Origin of the sequence: Amylolactobacillus amylophilus DSM 20533 = JCM 1125 (genome assembly GCF_001936335.1) — a bacterium.
GTDB lineage: Bacteria > Bacillota > Bacilli > Lactobacillales > Lactobacillaceae > Amylolactobacillus > Amylolactobacillus amylophilus.
In genome coordinates this window covers 162,328-177,955 of record NZ_CP018888.1, presented here as the reverse complement: position 1 = coordinate 177,955, position 15,628 = coordinate 162,328, and the positions used below count along the sequence as shown (strand labels likewise).

Below are 15,628 nucleotides of genomic sequence, written 5' to 3'. Positions count from 1 at the left end.
ATATAAAGTCGTAACGACTTACTTTTGAAATGGAGCAAATATCGATAATGCAAGAAATTAATTCAATGAACAATCCGACCATCAAGCACGTTAGGAAGTTGCAGCAGAAGAAGTACCGCAACCAGGAACAAGAGTACATCATTGAGGGCTTCCACCTCATTGAGGAAGCTCTGAAGGCTCCCAAGCGTTTCAAATTTCTGTTGGGCACGAAGGAGGCGCTCGACAAGCTAGTTGCTAATCCCGAGCTAGCCGACTTACTCAACCTGAATAGCAGTAAAATTATTCAAATAAACGACTCACTGGCGGAGCATTTAAGCCAAACGGTGACCACCCAGGAAATCTTCATGGTGCTGCCGATTAATCAGCCGGGAACCTACTCATTCAACTATGGGCGGTGGGTCATTCTGGATGGCTTAGCCGATCCCGGTAATGTCGGTACCATCGTCCGGACCGCCGATGCTGCCGGCTACAATGGTGTAGTCCTGAGTCCCTACAGCGTGGATATCTATAACGCTAAGGTTCAACGCAGTATGCAGGGAAGCCAGTTCCACCTGCCCGTGATTCGGCAGGACATCAATGCGGCAATTGCTAGTCTGAAGGAGAATGATATTCCTGTTCTTGTGAGCCTGTTGAACCAAAACGCCCAGTCCGTGTTTGACTACGGCGCTCCGGCACAGTTTGCGATTGTAGTTGGTAACGAAGCCCACGGTGTTAGTGCTAGCGTCATTGAACAAGCGGATCAAGAACTTTACATCCCGATTACGGGTAAAGCGGAGTCCTTAAACGCTGCTGTAGCCGCCGGAATTCTCATGTATCAACTTGTACAAGTAAAATAACTTGTTTTTAGTAAGTATATTATTTATAATAAGCGTATCTAAAAGGTTGAACTAGATGGAGGTGATATGATGACTGTTAGAGAATTAACAACTAAAGACTATGAACTTTGTAGTCATTTTGTTAGCTCCTTTGAGATTCTAGGTAAGAAGTGGAACGGACTCATTATCAGTTCGCTGTGCGACTCTGAAGAGATGCGTTTCAAGGACTTATCGCGGACCATTAGCAATTGCTCCGATCGTGTTTTAGTCGAACGATTGAAGGAACTCGAGTTACTGAACGTTGTGAAGCGAAACGTTAATCCTGAATCGGGAATTATCAGTTATACATTAACGAAAAAGGGTATGGAATTAAAACCAGTGATGGATCAAGTTCATCAATGGGCAGATAAATGGGCTTAGTCAATTGACCAAGTCTTTTTTTTGTTTTAATATACTAGTTAATGACTATGATTAAGCCTAGTAGGTAGTGGGACTTTTCCACAGCGAGGAATGGATAATGGAAGCATTCCGAAGAGCACTACCAAATTTCAGCTTAGGAGTAGAATCTAATCAATTCCGGTATTTCACCGTTAACGAAAGTTTGAGTGTATTCGCTGTGTGCGGATAAACTAGGGTGGTACCGCGAAGCTTCGTCCCTTTTGGATGGAGCTTTTTTTATTGGAAAGGAAAAAAGATGGATTTATTTGAGAAGCTGAGTAAGCTCAGAGAAAAAGGTTTGACCGATATTAAGAACAGTAAGACAGAGCAGGAGTTAAACGATGCTCGAGTGCGTTTGTTGGGTAAAAAAGGAGCGTTAACGGAGATTTTGCATTCGATGAAGGATGTGGAGCCGGAGCGGCGTAAAGAGGTTGGCCAGGCCGTCAATGATGCGCGGGACCATTTGGCAACTCAGATTGCGACAATGAAACAACAAATTGAAACAGATTTGCTCAATAAAAAGCTGGCTGCAGAAAAAGTTGATGTTACTCTGCCAGGCGTGCGGCCAAATACCGGCGTGCAACACGTCATCAACATCATGCGGCAGGATCTAGAACAGTTCTTCATCGGTCTTGGCTACAGTGTCATCGTCGGACCTGAGGTAGAATCCGATCACTATAACTTTGAGATGATGAACTTGCCTAAAGATCATCCGGCACGTGACATGCAAGATACCTTTTATGTCGACGCGGAACACCTGTTGCGGACCCAGACGTCACCGGTCCAGGCGCGGACGATGGAGCAACACGACTTTGAAAAAGGTCCACTCAGCATGGTGAGCCCGGGTAAGGTGTACAGACGTGATGACGATGATGCCACACACTCCCACCAATTTAACCAACTCGAGGGGCTCGTGATTGACAAGCACGTGACTATGGCCGATCTGAAGGGGACGCTTGAGTTGACCGCTAAGCATTTCTTCGGCCAGGATAGACAAACTCGTCTGCGGCCAAGTTTCTTCCCGTTTACGGAGCCATCAGTTGAAATGGATGTCTCTTGTTTCAAGTGTAATGGTGCCGGCTGTGCAGTCTGCAAGTACACGGGTTGGATTGAAGTATTAGGAGCCGGCATGGTGCACCCGAACGTGCTGGAGAATGCCGGCGTTGATAGCAGTGTTTACGGTGGTTTCGCTTTTGGTATCGGAATTGATCGCTTCGCCATCCTGAAGTATGGGGTGACCGATATTCGGGATTTCTACACGAATGATGTCCGCTTCTTAGAACAATTCAAAACGGAGGAAGCTTAATGTTAGTTTCATATAACTGGTTAAAAGATTACTTAGATTTAGAAATTGATCCAAATGAACTGGCCAACGAGGTTACATTAACTGGTATTGAAATTGCCAGTGTAACGCATCTAGCGGCTGGTTTAAAGAAGATTGTGGCCGGTCACGTCGTGGGACTTGCGCCACATCCAGACTCCGATCATTTGCAGGTTGCGCAAGTAGATGTTGGTGAAGCAGAACCCATTCAAATTGTCTGCGGGGCACCAAATATTGCAAATGGTCAAACAGTGATTGTAGCATTACATGGTGCACGAATTGCTGGTAATGAGAAAATCAAACGAAGCAAGATGCGTGGCGTAGTTTCAAACGGCATGATCTGCTCCCTGCAAGAAATTGGTTTTGACGAGAGCGTTGTCCCAAAGGACTATGCTGATGGTATCTACGTGTTCGAGGAAGAGATTGCCCCAGGCACGCCCGTCTATGAGGCGCTCGGGATGGACGACTATGTGCTCGACTTCGATATCACGCCTAACCGTGCAGATACACTTTCGATGGAGGGGGCAGCCTATGAGGTTGGTGCCATCACGAACCAGCTGCCAACAATCAAGCATCATGAGCCCATTGAGGCGCTCGGACAATGGCAGGACGATTTCACGGTCACTGTGGATAAGCAACTGACCCATAAGTATCTACTGCGCAAGATTCACGGTATTCAGATCAAGAAGAGTCCAATGTGGTTTCAAAGAAGACTGATGAGCGCCGGTGTGCGGCCAATTAATAACGTGGTCGATATCACGAACTACGTGATGCTGGTCACCGGTCAGCCCCTGCATGCATTTGATGCTGGCGTCATTAAGACTAACCGGATTGATGTTCGTTTGGCACAAAAGGGTGAACAGATCACACTTTTGAACGGTAATGAGATTGAACTAGATGAGGCCGACCTCCTTATTACAGATGGCGAGCAGCCAATTGGTCTGGCAGGTGTAATGGGCGGCATGGATTCAGAAATAACGACTGACACGCAGGATGTCCTGCTCGAAAGTGCTATTTTTGATGGGTCCCATATTAGAAAAACGGCGCAGAGACACAACCTTCGTTCTGAGGCATCAAACAGATTTGAAAAGGGATTGAACTGGGATAATACCCGTAATGCGGCTGATCTGGCTGCCTACTTGTTAGAGCAACTGGCCGATGGTCAGACTTATGAGGGTCTGGTAGTTGGTCAAGACGAGGAGAAACCACAGTTAACAATCAATGTTTCAACTGACCATGTGAACCATGTGCTGGGAACGGAGATTACGACTGAACAGATTGCGACAATCTTTTCTCGGTTAGGCTTTAGCTACCAGAAGAGTGCTAGTGCCACTGCTGTTTTAGAGGTTAATGTTCCTAACAGACGATTCGATATTTTCATTGAGGCGGATCTGATTGAAGAAGTTGCCCGCATCTACGGCTACGATAACCTTCCAGCGACACTTCCAAGTGGGATGCAGACTCTTGGCGGCTATTCTAAGCGGGAGACGCTCATTAATCACTGGAAGAATCTCCTGCAGAACCAGGGACTCATTGAAACCATTAACTATTCCCTGACTGATGAGACTAAGAGTAAGCTTTTTACAAAGAATCAGAACGGATTAATCAAGGTAGAATGGCCATTGAACTCTAGTCGTACTGCCATGAGACAGAATCTGTTGAGCGGATTGCTCGACGCCGTAGCTTACAACGTGGCTAGAAGTCAGAAAGACCTGCGTTTGTACGAACAAGGGCGTGTATTTGACCAATTTGGCCAATCGTTCGATGAATATGAGCACATTGCCGCAGTTTACACGGGTGATGCAATTGAAACTAACTGGCAACATATCACGCAAAAGACGGATTTCTATTATGTTAAGGGACAGGTTGAATATCTCCTAGATCAAATGGGCGTATTGGATACGGTCGCATTCAAAGAATTGGTGTTAGATGGGATGCACGCTACGCGCACTGCTGGTGTCTATCTTGGTGAGCAATTAATTGGTTTCGTGGGCCAAGTTGATCCAAGTATCACGAAGAAAATGAAGGCTCACGATGTCTACGGCTTTGAATTAAATCTTGAGCCACTGCTAGAATCAGAGCGCGAGACGGTGACGACTAAACCAGCGCCGAAGTTCCCGGCAATTAAGCGTGATCTCTCGTTATTGGTCAGTGCGACAACGCCAAATGCTGTGATTGAAGACGTAATTTTCAAAAATGCTGGTAAAGATCTACTAAGCTTGACGGTATTTGACGTCTACGCAGGTGCGAAGATTGCCCATGATCAGAAGTCTATTGCCTACCAATTAGTCTTCCAAAACGAAGCACGAACCCTCACAGATAGTGAGATTGAGGAAGCAATGGATAAAATTACGGCTAGTTTGCGCTCTGAATTGCAAATTGTGGTAAGATAAATCGAGATATTCGCGTTTGCAAAATTAGAGACGATTGTAAAGGGAGAAAGACCTTGAATCTTAATGAACCAGACTTGAACGAACAGAAGCAGTTAGAAGACAGGCTGGAGCAAAAGGCCGCGCATAAACTAACTAAATGGATTCTCAGTATCCTAGGAATTTTGATTGTGATTGTGGCATTAGCTGCAACTTTATTTGTACATAGTGCCCTCCAACCATATAATTCTGCAAGTAAATCCGAGGTAAAAGTAGAGATTCCTGTTGGCTCATCCAATAAGGATATTGCCTATATCTTGGAGAAGAAGAAGCTGATCAAGAACGCGACGGTATTTAACTATTGGACAAAGACTAACAGTTATACAGACTTTCAGGCCGGGGAATTCTACTTGTCGCCCTCAATGACTCTGAGACAAATTGTGAAGCAGCTGCAGACTGGTGGAACCAGAACTGTCTCCGCCCAGGTGCTCGTGAGAGAGGGAATTACGGTTGACCAAGTTGGTGATGCGATTGCGGAATCAACGAAGTTCAAAAAGGCCGACTTCCTTGACCTGATGAAGAATCAAAGCTTCTTAAATAGCTTACTGAAGAAGTATCCCGCGTTGCTGAAGTCCTCAATGGAGCAAAAGGACGTGCGTTATCATCTGGAGGGCTACCTTTTCCCAGCCAAGTATGACCTCTATAAGTCCACTACGCTGAAACAACTAGTCGAGCAGATGGTGGAGAAGGCAAACTCCGTTTATAGTCCGTATTTTAGCCAGATTAGGGATGCAGATTTGACGGTCCAACAAGCACTGACTCTCTCCTCGCTTACTGAGCGGGAGGGTGTGACGGCAACGGACCGGGCTAAGATTGCGGGTGTCTTCCTCAACCGGCTGGACATTGATATGCCGATTCAATCAGATATTTCTGTAATGTATGCTTTGAATACGCACAAAAAATCGCTGACGAATAAGGATACTGCTGTTAAATCACCGTACAACCTGTACATTCATACTGGGTTTGGTCCTGGCCCATTTAACAACCCCAGCCTAGACTCGTTGAAAGCTGTACTAAACCCAGCTGACCGAGAGCTGAATTACCTTTACTTTGTTGCCGATTTAGATACTGGTAAGGTTTATTATTCACACACATATGATGAACATTTAGCAACGAATTCTGGTTTGGGTCAATAATTATCGTTGACAATTAGCAAGATAACCAATAAGATTTAACTCAGAAAATAATTATGAGGTGTTAAGATGACCGATAAGGTATTCCCGATGACTGCGGAGGGGAAAGTTAAGTTAGAAGAAGAATTAGAGAACTTGAAATTAGTTAAGCGTCCGGAGGTAATAGAACGCATTAAGATTGCCCGTTCTTACGGCGATTTATCGGAGAACTCCGAGTATGAATCAGCTAAGGACGAACAAAGTGTGGTAGAGACCCGGATCAAGCAAATTGAAGAGATGTTGAAGTTTGCTCAGGTCGTTGATGCTTCAACGGTGTCCGCCGATGAGGTTTCTGTCGGTAAGAAAGTCACCTTCACCGAATTAGGCGAGGACGATCCTGAAGAATACATCATTGTTGGCTCAGCCGAGTCAGATCCACTTGCTGGTAAGATTTCAAACGAATCACCAATTGCCCAGTCGTTGCTTGGCAAGAAAGAGGGACAAACAGTGACAATTACCACACCTGGTGGTTCATTTGATGTCTTAATTAACAAAGTTGAAGTAGTACAATAATCGAAGTGTTTTAAGAACTAAGTTCGGGCGACGGCCTGGGACTTAGTTTTTTTTGGTCCGAAAAATAAAAAAGTTTGTGAAAAAAGCCAATTTTACGGAAAAATGTAAGCGGTTAATGTACAATTGAATTATGATTTCTGTAATACTTACTGATTCACAATAATCTCAACGTTAGGAGCGGTTAAATGAAACTAAGTATCTCTGATAAAGCACATGCATGGTACGTTCATGAATTGAAGCTAGAGCCAGGAGAGGGTGTGCGATTTATCGGAAAGGTGTATGGCAAGACTGCTGTACATGATGGCATGTCTATCGGTATTGTTAAGACTAAAGAGGTCCCCCGAAATACAGCGGCACTAGTTGTCCGTGACGGGCGAAATTATTTCGTCACAGATGGTGATAGCTGGTTCTTTGGTGAGTATGATCTTGATGTGCAATTTGATGATAAGTTAGAGGAACCAAAGTATAACTTTTTGGTCGATGGGCAGGAAGTTACAGACGATACTACTGGTGCGTCCGAAGTTGACGGGACATCGGGTGCCAGTGCGCACGACGAGCCATAGATTGATTAGGTTAACACAAAAAGGCTGATTAATTAATCAGCCTTTTCTTGTTGGTTTCTAGTCACAAACGCGTTGATCAGAAATACTAGTAAAGTGAGAGTTGAGATTGCTAATCCGTAATATAAACCAATTGGCTGATAGACGAACCTCAGCTTGTGTGTCCCCGCTTTAAGGGGCACCTGGAGCATGACGTTGTTCCAATCAGTAGTTTTAATTCTTTCTTGATGATCATAAACGAGCCAGCGTCCACTATAAGATGTGACCGGAATTTGTGTCTGGAGAATCTGCCTACTTTTGGTGTGGAAACTACTACTTACCAGTTTACGTGCGCTCAGCTGCCGGATTTGCGGCGCGGTCTGCTGGAGTCGTTTTGTTGCTACTTTAAACTGTGGCAGATTGAATTGGTAGAGATAGAGTTCATTCAGATCAAGGATGTTTTTGGCCTCAAATGTAATTTTGATTGGGTATGTTTTCTGCGCGGCAGCAACGTTGATTAGCTTAGGCTCGCTCGCCAGATCACTATTATTTATCTGGTGCTTGTTGACGTAAATCTTCACATCGTCTTTTACAAGCCAGTGAGGAATCGAGAGATAATAGGGCGCATCCGTTGAGGGGGTGAATGTAAAGCTGACGGTGCCGGTTTGACCGGGTAGGACGGTCTTATACTTCTGCCCTGCGGTTAACTCGAAGTTTTTCAATGTAGCCTTTGGTAACGTAAGCTGGGTGAAATACGGTGTGTTGCTGGGGAGTATGCTCTGTAAAATCGCTTCCTGGTTCATCCTGCCCGTATTAGACCTCAAAGTTTCCTTAATCTCCTTCTTCGTCAAGTAAGCAAAGGGGAGGGCGTAGGGATTCCGGATTAGATTAATTTGACCAACTGTTCGTACCGGTTGATACAGCTTGAAGTCCGGTCGATAACTCAGTTGTTCGAAGCTCGCCACTTGGCGTTTTTCTTCGAAGGCCTGATTTTCTGTAAGATAATATTTAATACCAAGGAGGCTGTCGCTGACCACCGTGGGGAAGCCGTTTGAAAATGCGTTGGCATTGGTCACAAGGCCGAGGTCCCGCAGATAATCAATCTGATTCTTCTCGATAACTGAGTTGAACTGTCCTACACCTGCATAGCCACTAGAAAACGAATCATCGTCCGACCGTAAGAAATCTTTCTCAATGCGAAAGAGAGACTGCTGCTTCTGATTAACGCTGGTAGTGGCGGTCCTGACTGCTTTGGTGTAGTTGATGTAGTCTGCGTAGTCCTGATAAGTGATATCCTGCAGGCTACCGACCAGGTTCGTGGCAACGTCCAAAGTAATCAAAGAAACGAGGAGCGTGGTGGTAACAATCCTTAACTGACCCCGATAAACGAGCAGCAAGAGACCAACGATGAGGAGGCCGATGGTGATGAACATGCGCGCCTGGTCGAGAAATTGAAAGGCAACAAGCTTACTGCCGACAAAGGTGATCAGGGCCAGTAAAATAAGCCCTATTACCTTTATTTTATTTGGTGAAAGCTTTGCTGAACCACTTTGCCAATATTCGAGATACTTTGCCACCAGAATGAGGGCGAAAAAGCTGAGGACAAAGCTGAATCGTCCCGGATACCAGGTGGGAAATTGGCCGGCGTGCCAGAGTAAAATCAGTGGGTCAAAACACATCGAGAGGAGTAAGAACACAATTAGTCCGAGGTTCAACAAGCGCTCTTTAATCGGAAACTGCTTGCACAAAAAGTAGGCTAGGAGAAAGACCAAGAGGATGGCGCCGAAGTAGAAGTTGGGCATACCCTGGGACATCTCGTCGAAGTCGAAACTCCCGGAGAAGAGCTTGGCCAAGAGATTTTGTGGTTGAACGCTAAAGTGCAGGTTAAAGATATTCTCCGTGGATTTCGCTTTGCCCTGTAGTAGTTCGAGAAATGTTGGAAGCAAAACCACTGCATTGAGCATGCCAGAGAAGAAGTTTTGGACAACGTAGAATCGGAGTTTTTGCCAGCGGAGCCCCTTGTTTTTCAGGTGGGAATATTGGCAAAGCCTAATCAAGAAGTATAGCGTAGTGAAGAGAATGATCATCATACCGGTGTAGAAATTGGAGAACCAGGTCAAGGACAGGACGATGAGTAAGTTATGTTTGTGAATTCCACTACTAGGGATAGTTGGTGACTCGACCAAGTAATCTACGGCTAGCACAAGTAGTGGCAGTAAAATGACGGAATCAAGCCACATCAGGTTGAAGTTGTTGGTGATGACATAGCCACTTAGAGCGTAGCTGACCGCTAGTGCAAGTGCGATGCGCGTTTGTTTGAAGTTAAATCTGCGTTTGAAATAATGGTAGCCTGTTAGTCCAATCAAGCCGATTTTGCAGCTGATAATGACGAAGATTGCACCAGGAAGCTGGCTCTCTGGAAAGAGAAAGACAAGGAGATTCAACGGGCTTGTGAGGTAGTAGGCGAAGGTTCCAATCAGCGTTCCCCCTAATCCCTTGCTGAATGTGAAGAGCAGGTTACTGGGATGTGTGAAGAGATTGTGACGGTAGAAAGCAAAGAAGTCGATGTACTGCTGGCCGAGATCAACTGTCAGAATGGAACTATGACCAAACGGCACGACACCGCGGTAGAAGAAATAGGATGTGAAAAGCAGACTAGGCACCAAGAAGCTTAGGAGATAGGGCGGCCAGTTTCTCTTTTGGTGCTTGATTGGCTGGTTTGTGCGGATATGTCTTTTGATAACCATTACTTACCTCAAAGTTCTTAAATTACTCTAATATTCCTTATTTTAACCGTTATCGATTAGTAATTTCATCTTTTTTTTGCTAAAATTATTGCCAGACATCAAAGGTGAACAAATAGTGAAATACATTAGACAGATTAAGGCGCCAAATAAGAAAAATACATCATCAATCCCCGTGAGAATGAACATTATCTTGGGAGTTATTCTCGTACTTTTTGCGATGCTCGTAGGCCAACTGGCTTACCTGCAAATTGCCTATGGTGGCCGGTTTGAGGCCGAGGTCCAAAAAAGTGACCAGAAGATTGTCTCAACGAACGTTCCAAGAGGGGTAATGTACGATTCAAAGGGGCGCATACTAGTTGGTAACCAGCCCAACAACGCGATTACGTACACTAAAGGGATCAGCGTCTCCACAAGTAAGATTAAGGAAATCAGTGATGCCTTGAGCCAATACATCGATCTCTCAGATGAAGACCCAACGAAGCGTGACTTAGCCGACTATTATTTGGGCGACCCAAAGAACTTGGCCAAAATGACTAACCGCGTGCCCCGCTCTAAGCGGTATAATGCGGATGGGGATGCCGAAGCTAACAGTGTTGTTTATCCGTTGATTGTGGAAGAAGTTGAGCAGCAGAACATCAAGTTTACTAAACGCCAGAAAACGGCGGCGATGATTTTTAAAAAAATTAGTGGAGCATATCAGCTCTCCACTATCTACCTGAAGAACAAGGATTTAACGGATGATGAACTAGCTAAGGTAGGGGAGCACCTTGATAGCTTGCCGGGAGTTGGTATCGGAACGGATTGGTCCAGAAGTTATCCGAATGGTAATTCGATGCGCAGTATTATTGGTTCTGTCTCGTCGGAGAAGGCTGGCTTGCCTGAAGATAACTTGTCCTACTACTTGACTCAGGGCTACTCCAGAAACGACCGCGTCGGTACCAGTTACCTTGAGAAGGAGTATGAGTCGATTCTAAAGGGTTCAAAGACGCTTTCACAGGTGGAAGTCTCAGCCAACAATGAGGTTGAGGATAATAAGGTGACCTATGCTGGTGCGAAGGGCAGCAGCCTGACTTTAACCATTGACTCAAAATACCAAAAAATGGCTGAGGACACCTTAACGAGGGTTTATCGGCAGGCCCAAAGTGATGGCACAACGCAGTACTCAGATGGAGCCTATGCCGTCGCAATGAATTCCCAAACGGGCGCAATTTTGGCCATTGCTGGCGTGAAACACAACCCAAAGACAAACAAAACGGTGGATGATGCTCTTGGTGTCATTAACCGGTCGTTCGTCATGGGCTCCGTGGTCAAGGGGGCCACGGTGGCTGGCGGACTCCTGAGTGGGACAATCACACCCGCTAATAACACTCTTCCAGATACGCCAATTTATTTGCCAGCGACGCCGGTGAAAAAGTCCGTTTATCCAGTGGGGACGTTTGGTTCACTTACAGCACCCTCTGCGCTTGAAGTCTCATCAAATATCTATATGATGCAACTGACGCTGCGGTGGGTCAAAGCAAATTATGTGCCCAATAAGTATATCGCAATGCCTAGCACGGCATTTGAGACTCTCCGGAAGAACTTTGCCCAATTTGGCTTGGGCCAAAAGACTGGGATTGATTTACCGGGTGAGGTAGGGGGAATCACCGGCCGTTCCTTTGACGAAAACGGCAACGTCCTTACCGGTAGTGTGCTTGACTTGTCGTATGGTAACTATGACGCCTACACTGTGATTCAACTGGGACAGTATGTCTCCACAATCGCTAACGGCGGTTATAAGATGAAGCCTTATCTGGTCAAGACAATTGGGGAGAATGCAAATGACGGAAAAACCAACTATGTTTACGCTAGAACTAATCCCAAACCGCAAAGCAGTATTCCGTGGTCTGAGAGCCAATATAATGTTATAAAACAGGGATTTTATAATGTTGTACACGGTTCAAATGGTTGGGGTACCGCACATTCATTGGCAGATATCAAGCCTGAGATTGCGGCCAAGACCGGTACCGCACAAAGTTTCTATTACGATCCGGATAATCCGGGCAACGTCACACCACCTGAGACTATTACGCTCAGCTTTGTCGGCTATGCGCCAGCGAATAAGCCAGAGATAGCGGTGGCTGTTGTCTTTCCTAACTTGGCCTCTGGTAATACTCAACACTACAATCTCGATGTCGCACGGGATTTATTTACCAATTATTTCAAACTCTACAAATAACCTATTAAATAATACTGGTAAAATTTAATGGTTGATGGTAAACTAATACAGTTAATATAGGTTAAGAGAGGGTGAATCACATGCACGACAACATTTTATTAGAATGTACTGAATGTCACGAAAGAACATATCTAACTAAAAAGAACAAACGTAACCATCCTGAACGTTTAGAGCTGAAGAAATACTGCCCTCGTGAACGTCATGTTACACTTCATCGTGAAACAAAATAACAAACGAACAACAGGGGGACCTGTTGTTTTTTACTATCTTGAGGTTCTGTTATGGATAAAAGTAGCTTTAGGGCTGAACAAATTATACGGTTAGAAGATTTTTTTCAGACTGCCAAAAGTCGCACGGAAACAGACGAATTACTAGTGAAAATTAGTCAGAGTCCCATTTTTCAAAGCGCGACGAGCGTTGGCATCTCACTGAACGATGACCTGCAGCTGCCAATTAATCAGCTAGTCAGACAGCTACGCGATTTAGGGAAAGACGTTTATCTGGCTCGTCCCACCAAACGCAATCAACTTGATTTCATCTTGTGGCCCGCGGAGATTAATATCCCAAAATCAGTTGCCGAGTTGAATCAGTTCAATGATAATGTAGTGAATAACCGGCTTGACTTAATTGTGGCACCAGGAATGGCCTTCAGTCAGAAGGGCCACTATCGCGTCGGTGTAGGCGAAGGTAATTTTGACTTCTTCTTGAATCGTTACCAGACAAAGACAGTGGGCATTGCGTATTCCAAAATGCTATTCGAGGAACCCGAGTGGGATATTTCAATGCTTGACGTTCCCGTTGATGAAATTATCACGGTCGGCTAGCTTTGTTTAGGACTGATTACGACTAATATTCGGATTGAGGATAATATTTTGCAGAAAATAAAAAATTATTTTAGCGGGCGGACTGCGGTTACTAACAGTCTTCTGATTGTCATGCTCATCGTCTTTTTAGCGGAGACATTCGATGGTGGGAGCACGAATATCGCTACCTTGCTTAAATATGGGGCGAGCTTCAACCCGTTAATTGTGCTTGGTAATCAGTGGTGGCGCTTGTTTACGGCCCAGTTTGTCCATATTGGTATACTACATCTGGCCTCAAACGCTGTGATTATTTACTATGTCGGCAGTATCTTAGAACCAATGATTGGTCCTTGGCGCTTTTTAAGCGTGTACTTGTTAAGTGGTGTTGGTGGGAATTTGCTTAGCTTTGCCTTTGCGAGTGACCTAGCTACTTCTGCGGGAGCAAGCACGGCATTATTTGGCCTGTTTGGCGTGGTCATTGCCTTAGCAATTAAATTGCGGCGTTATACACCAATTGCCATGGTCGGGAAGCAACTGTTTATTCTGGCGGCGCTTAACCTCTTCTTAGACCTATTTATCAGTCACATCGACATTTTTGGTCATATCGGAGGGTTGCTCACAGGCTTTCTACTTGGTATAGTAATTAGCGGTGGCGTTAACAAATCAATCTATAGCAATAAGATTCGTGTACTCGCTCTCGTGGGCTTAATTATCTACGTTGTCTTCACTTTGCGTACGGGAATGGTGTTAACGAATTAACAATGAGAAATTTGTATGATGTACAACAACTACTTAAAAAATTTAATATTTATGTTTATCTCGGCAAGAGAATTTGGGATATCGAATTAATGGCAATTGAACTCGACAAGCTGTACCATTCAGGCGTCGTCTCTCAAAAAGAATACCTATCGGCCAAATTAGTGTTGCAACATGAACATGAAATTGAGGAACAAAAGGAGAAGAACAATGGATAAGAAATTAATTGGAATCGATTTAGGTGGTACGACTATTAAGTTTGCTATCCTGACACCGGAGGGTGAGATTCAACAACGGTGGGCTGAGGATACCAACATCAACGATGAAGGTTCCCACATCGTACCAGACATTGTCGAATCAATTAATCATCACTTGTCGATGTACCAAATGGACGCAAGCGATTTTAGCGGCATCGGCATGGGCTCACCTGGCTCAATCGACTACGATAATGGCACAGTTACAGGTGCATTTAACTTGAACTGGGATCATACCGTTAATGTGAAAAAAGAAATTGAAGCAGGCGTGAAGATTCCCGTAACACTGGAGAACGATGCGAACGTTGCTGCACTTGGTGAGGCATGGAAGGGCGCCGGCAACAATGCCGAGAATGTGGCCTTCGTCACACTTGGCACCGGTGTTGGTGGTGGAATCATCATGAATAACCAGATTCTCCACGGTGTTGCTGGTTCCGCCGGTGAGATTGGCCACATCACGATTGATAAGCACGGCTATCTTTGTACCTGTGGTAATGTTGGCTGCTTAGAGACTGTCTCAAGTGCCACTGGTATTGTTCGTGTTGCTCGCGACATGTCAGAGGAATTTGCCGGCACTTCAAAGCTGAAGCAAATGCTTGACAATGGTGAGGAAGTGACAGCTAAGACGGTGTTCGACAGCGCTCGTGAAAAAGATACCCTTGGTCTTCTGATTGTTGAACGGGTCTGTGATGACCTCGGCTATGCGTTAGCAATGCTCGGTAACTCACTGAATCCATCGTACGTGGTCATCGGCGGTGGTGTATCTGCAGCGGGTGAATTATTACTCAATACTGTGCGGAAGTACTTTGAAAAATACACATTTCCAAATGTGCGCAACACTACTAAGGTTGAACTGGCTACTCTTGGTAACGAGGCCGGCGTGATTGGCGCAGCATCACTAGTAGTTAAAGGTTAGGAGAGGTAAATTTTGCAAATATTCATGTGGGTTCTAAACTCGGTCTTAATTGTCATCTTGCTGGCGTTGTTTGGTAACTGGTTATACTTAAAAATCCAGGCAAAACGCATGGGTGGTGCATTAACAAACGAAGAATTCGAAGCAAACATGCGTAAGGCTCAGATCATCGATGTGCGTGAGAAGGCGGACTTCAAGAAGAGTCATATTCTGGGTGCTAGAAATGTTCCGTTCTCGATGATTCGCTCAACTTACTCCGAAATTAGGGCTGATCTACCAGTTTACATCTATGGCGATAGCGTGGGTCTTTCCGTTCGTGCCGTGAAATTACTACGCAAGAATGGATACACGAACGTTTCGTTCCTCCAGAATGGTTTTAGCAAGTGGGAAGGTAAGACCAAGTCTTCTAAATACTAAAAGCACAAGACGACCAAAATAAAAATGCTTGGTTTAAACGCAGCTCCTTTGGAACTGTTACTAAAAACCAAGCATTTTTTATGTTAAAATTAGCCTTGATGAGCACTGAAACTCTTGCGATTGGCCCGCCGGCGATTTTCTTCAATGCGCTCAGCTTCTTGATCCTCTGGATCAAGCACCGTCTTCTTGAAGGCAAATAGTCCTGCAGCAGCGGTCGCGATGGTAATTAGTGCACCAGTCAGGAAACCGGTAGTAAATTTTTTAGCCATGTTCGTTTTCCTCCTAATTCGTTA

General features: G+C 45.0%; 16 protein-coding genes and 1 other annotated feature. Of the genes, 14 read left to right on the top strand and 2 right to left on the bottom strand.

The annotated features are described in order from the left end of the window. Positions 1-47: 47 nt before the first annotated feature. The 7 genes from LA20533_RS00905 (at position 48) to LA20533_RS00875 (ending at position 7,251) form a co-directional block, all read left to right on the top strand. Positions 48-836, top strand: a complete 789-nt coding sequence (locus tag LA20533_RS00905) for a TrmH family RNA methyltransferase (RefSeq protein WP_056946382.1) — start codon at positions 48-50, stop codon at positions 834-836. 69 nt (positions 837-905) lie between these two features. Then, positions 906-1,235 carry a winged helix-turn-helix transcriptional regulator gene (locus LA20533_RS00900; RefSeq protein WP_236693752.1) on the top strand — a complete coding sequence of 110 codons (330 nt, stop codon included), beginning with the start codon at positions 906-908 and terminating at the stop codon, positions 1,233-1,235. Between the two features lie 38 nt (positions 1,236-1,273). Further along, positions 1,274-1,476 (top strand) — a binding site (T-box leader). A 33-nt stretch (positions 1,477-1,509) separates the two neighbouring features. After that, the gene (pheS, locus tag LA20533_RS00895) at positions 1,510-2,559 is read left to right on the top strand and encodes a phenylalanine--tRNA ligase subunit alpha (protein WP_056946380.1); all 1,050 of its coding nucleotides are present in this window, start codon (positions 1,510-1,512) and stop codon (positions 2,557-2,559) included. Next, positions 2,559-4,967: a phenylalanine--tRNA ligase subunit beta gene (gene pheT / locus LA20533_RS00890; protein WP_056946378.1), complete on the top strand. Its 2,409-nt coding sequence runs from the start codon at positions 2,559-2,561 to the stop codon at positions 4,965-4,967. Before pheS ends, pheT begins: the two co-directional genes overlap by 1 nt. 53 nt (positions 4,968-5,020) lie before the next feature. Further along, positions 5,021-6,139, top strand: coding sequence for an endolytic transglycosylase MltG (gene mltG, locus LA20533_RS00885; protein ID WP_141322544.1), 1,119 nt, complete (start codon positions 5,021-5,023; stop codon positions 6,137-6,139). A gap of 66 nt (positions 6,140-6,205) precedes the next feature. Beyond that, positions 6,206-6,688: a transcription elongation factor GreA gene (gene greA / locus LA20533_RS00880; RefSeq protein WP_054744831.1), complete on the top strand. Its 483-nt coding sequence runs from the start codon at positions 6,206-6,208 to the stop codon at positions 6,686-6,688. 185 nt (positions 6,689-6,873) lie between these two features. After that, positions 6,874-7,251, top strand: coding sequence for a HesB/YadR/YfhF family protein (locus LA20533_RS00875; protein WP_075362766.1), 378 nt, complete (start codon positions 6,874-6,876; stop codon positions 7,249-7,251). A 32-nt stretch (positions 7,252-7,283) separates the two neighbouring features. Here the strand turns inward: LA20533_RS00875 and LA20533_RS00870 are convergent, their stop codons facing one another. Next, a complete protein-coding gene (locus LA20533_RS00870) occupies positions 7,284-9,974 on the bottom strand; it encodes a YfhO family protein (protein WP_056946376.1) in 2,691 nt (896 codons plus the stop codon). Positions 9,975-10,089: 115 nt separating this feature from the next. Between LA20533_RS00870 and LA20533_RS00865 the strand changes: the two genes are divergently transcribed. The 7 genes from LA20533_RS00865 (at position 10,090) to LA20533_RS00835 (ending at position 15,335) form a co-directional block, all read left to right on the top strand. Further along, positions 10,090-12,192, top strand: a complete 2,103-nt coding sequence (locus LA20533_RS00865; protein WP_056946374.1) for a peptidoglycan D,D-transpeptidase FtsI family protein — start codon at positions 10,090-10,092, stop codon at positions 12,190-12,192. A gap of 80 nt (positions 12,193-12,272) precedes the next feature. After that, positions 12,273-12,422, top strand: a complete 150-nt coding sequence (rpmG, locus tag LA20533_RS00860; RefSeq protein ID WP_075362765.1) for a 50S ribosomal protein L33 — start codon at positions 12,273-12,275, stop codon at positions 12,420-12,422. Between the two features lie 51 nt (positions 12,423-12,473). Beyond that, on the top strand, positions 12,474-13,016 hold the full coding sequence (locus tag LA20533_RS00855) for a 5-formyltetrahydrofolate cyclo-ligase (RefSeq protein ID WP_056946372.1): 543 nt from the start codon (positions 12,474-12,476) through the stop codon (positions 13,014-13,016). 48 nt (positions 13,017-13,064) lie between these two features. After that, entirely contained in the window at positions 13,065-13,754 is a 690-nt protein-coding gene (locus LA20533_RS00850) for a rhomboid family intramembrane serine protease (protein ID WP_056946370.1), read from the top strand. A gap of 2 nt (positions 13,755-13,756) precedes the next feature. Beyond that, the gene (locus LA20533_RS00845) at positions 13,757-13,969 is read left to right on the top strand and encodes a YqgQ family protein (protein ID WP_056946368.1); all 213 of its coding nucleotides are present in this window, start codon (positions 13,757-13,759) and stop codon (positions 13,967-13,969) included. Beyond that, positions 13,962-14,921, top strand: coding sequence for an ROK family glucokinase (locus LA20533_RS00840; protein WP_056946366.1), 960 nt, complete (start codon positions 13,962-13,964; stop codon positions 14,919-14,921). Before LA20533_RS00845 ends, LA20533_RS00840 begins: the two co-directional genes overlap by 8 nt. A gap of 12 nt (positions 14,922-14,933) precedes the next feature. Further along, the gene (locus LA20533_RS00835) at positions 14,934-15,335 is read left to right on the top strand and encodes a rhodanese-like domain-containing protein (RefSeq protein ID WP_141322543.1); all 402 of its coding nucleotides are present in this window, start codon (positions 14,934-14,936) and stop codon (positions 15,333-15,335) included. An 89-nt stretch (positions 15,336-15,424) separates the two neighbouring features. Here LA20533_RS00835 and LA20533_RS00830 read toward each other — a convergent pair whose 3' ends face one another. Then, entirely contained in the window at positions 15,425-15,604 is a 180-nt protein-coding gene (locus LA20533_RS00830) for a DUF3042 family protein (RefSeq protein ID WP_056946365.1), read from the bottom strand. Positions 15,605-15,628: the final 24 nt, after the last annotated feature.

Excerpts from the sequence above, each read along its gene's own strand:
- LA20533_RS00905 (WP_056946382.1), top strand. The coding sequence starts at position 48 with ATGCAAGAAATTAATTCAATGAACAATCCGACCATCAAGCACGTTAGG.
- LA20533_RS00900 (WP_236693752.1), top strand. The coding sequence starts at position 906 with ATGACTGTTAGAGAATTAACAACTAAAGACTATGAACTTTGTAGTCAT.
- pheS (WP_056946380.1), top strand. The coding sequence starts at position 1,510 with ATGGATTTATTTGAGAAGCTGAGTAAGCTCAGAGAAAAAGGTTTGACC.
- pheT (WP_056946378.1), top strand. The coding sequence starts at position 2,559 with ATGTTAGTTTCATATAACTGGTTAAAAGATTACTTAGATTTAGAAATT.
- greA (WP_054744831.1), top strand. The coding sequence starts at position 6,206 with ATGACCGATAAGGTATTCCCGATGACTGCGGAGGGGAAAGTTAAGTTA.
- LA20533_RS00875 (WP_075362766.1), top strand. The coding sequence starts at position 6,874 with ATGAAACTAAGTATCTCTGATAAAGCACATGCATGGTACGTTCATGAA.
- LA20533_RS00870 (WP_056946376.1), bottom strand. The coding sequence starts at position 9,974 with ATGGTTATCAAAAGACATATCCGCACAAACCAGCCAATCAAGCACCAA.
- rpmG (WP_075362765.1), top strand. The coding sequence starts at position 12,273 with ATGCACGACAACATTTTATTAGAATGTACTGAATGTCACGAAAGAACA.
- LA20533_RS00855 (WP_056946372.1), top strand. The coding sequence starts at position 12,474 with ATGGATAAAAGTAGCTTTAGGGCTGAACAAATTATACGGTTAGAAGAT.
- LA20533_RS00845 (WP_056946368.1), top strand. The coding sequence starts at position 13,757 with ATGAGAAATTTGTATGATGTACAACAACTACTTAAAAAATTTAATATT.
- LA20533_RS00840 (WP_056946366.1), top strand. The coding sequence starts at position 13,962 with ATGGATAAGAAATTAATTGGAATCGATTTAGGTGGTACGACTATTAAG.
- LA20533_RS00830 (WP_056946365.1), bottom strand. The coding sequence starts at position 15,604 with ATGGCTAAAAAATTTACTACCGGTTTCCTGACTGGTGCACTAATTACC.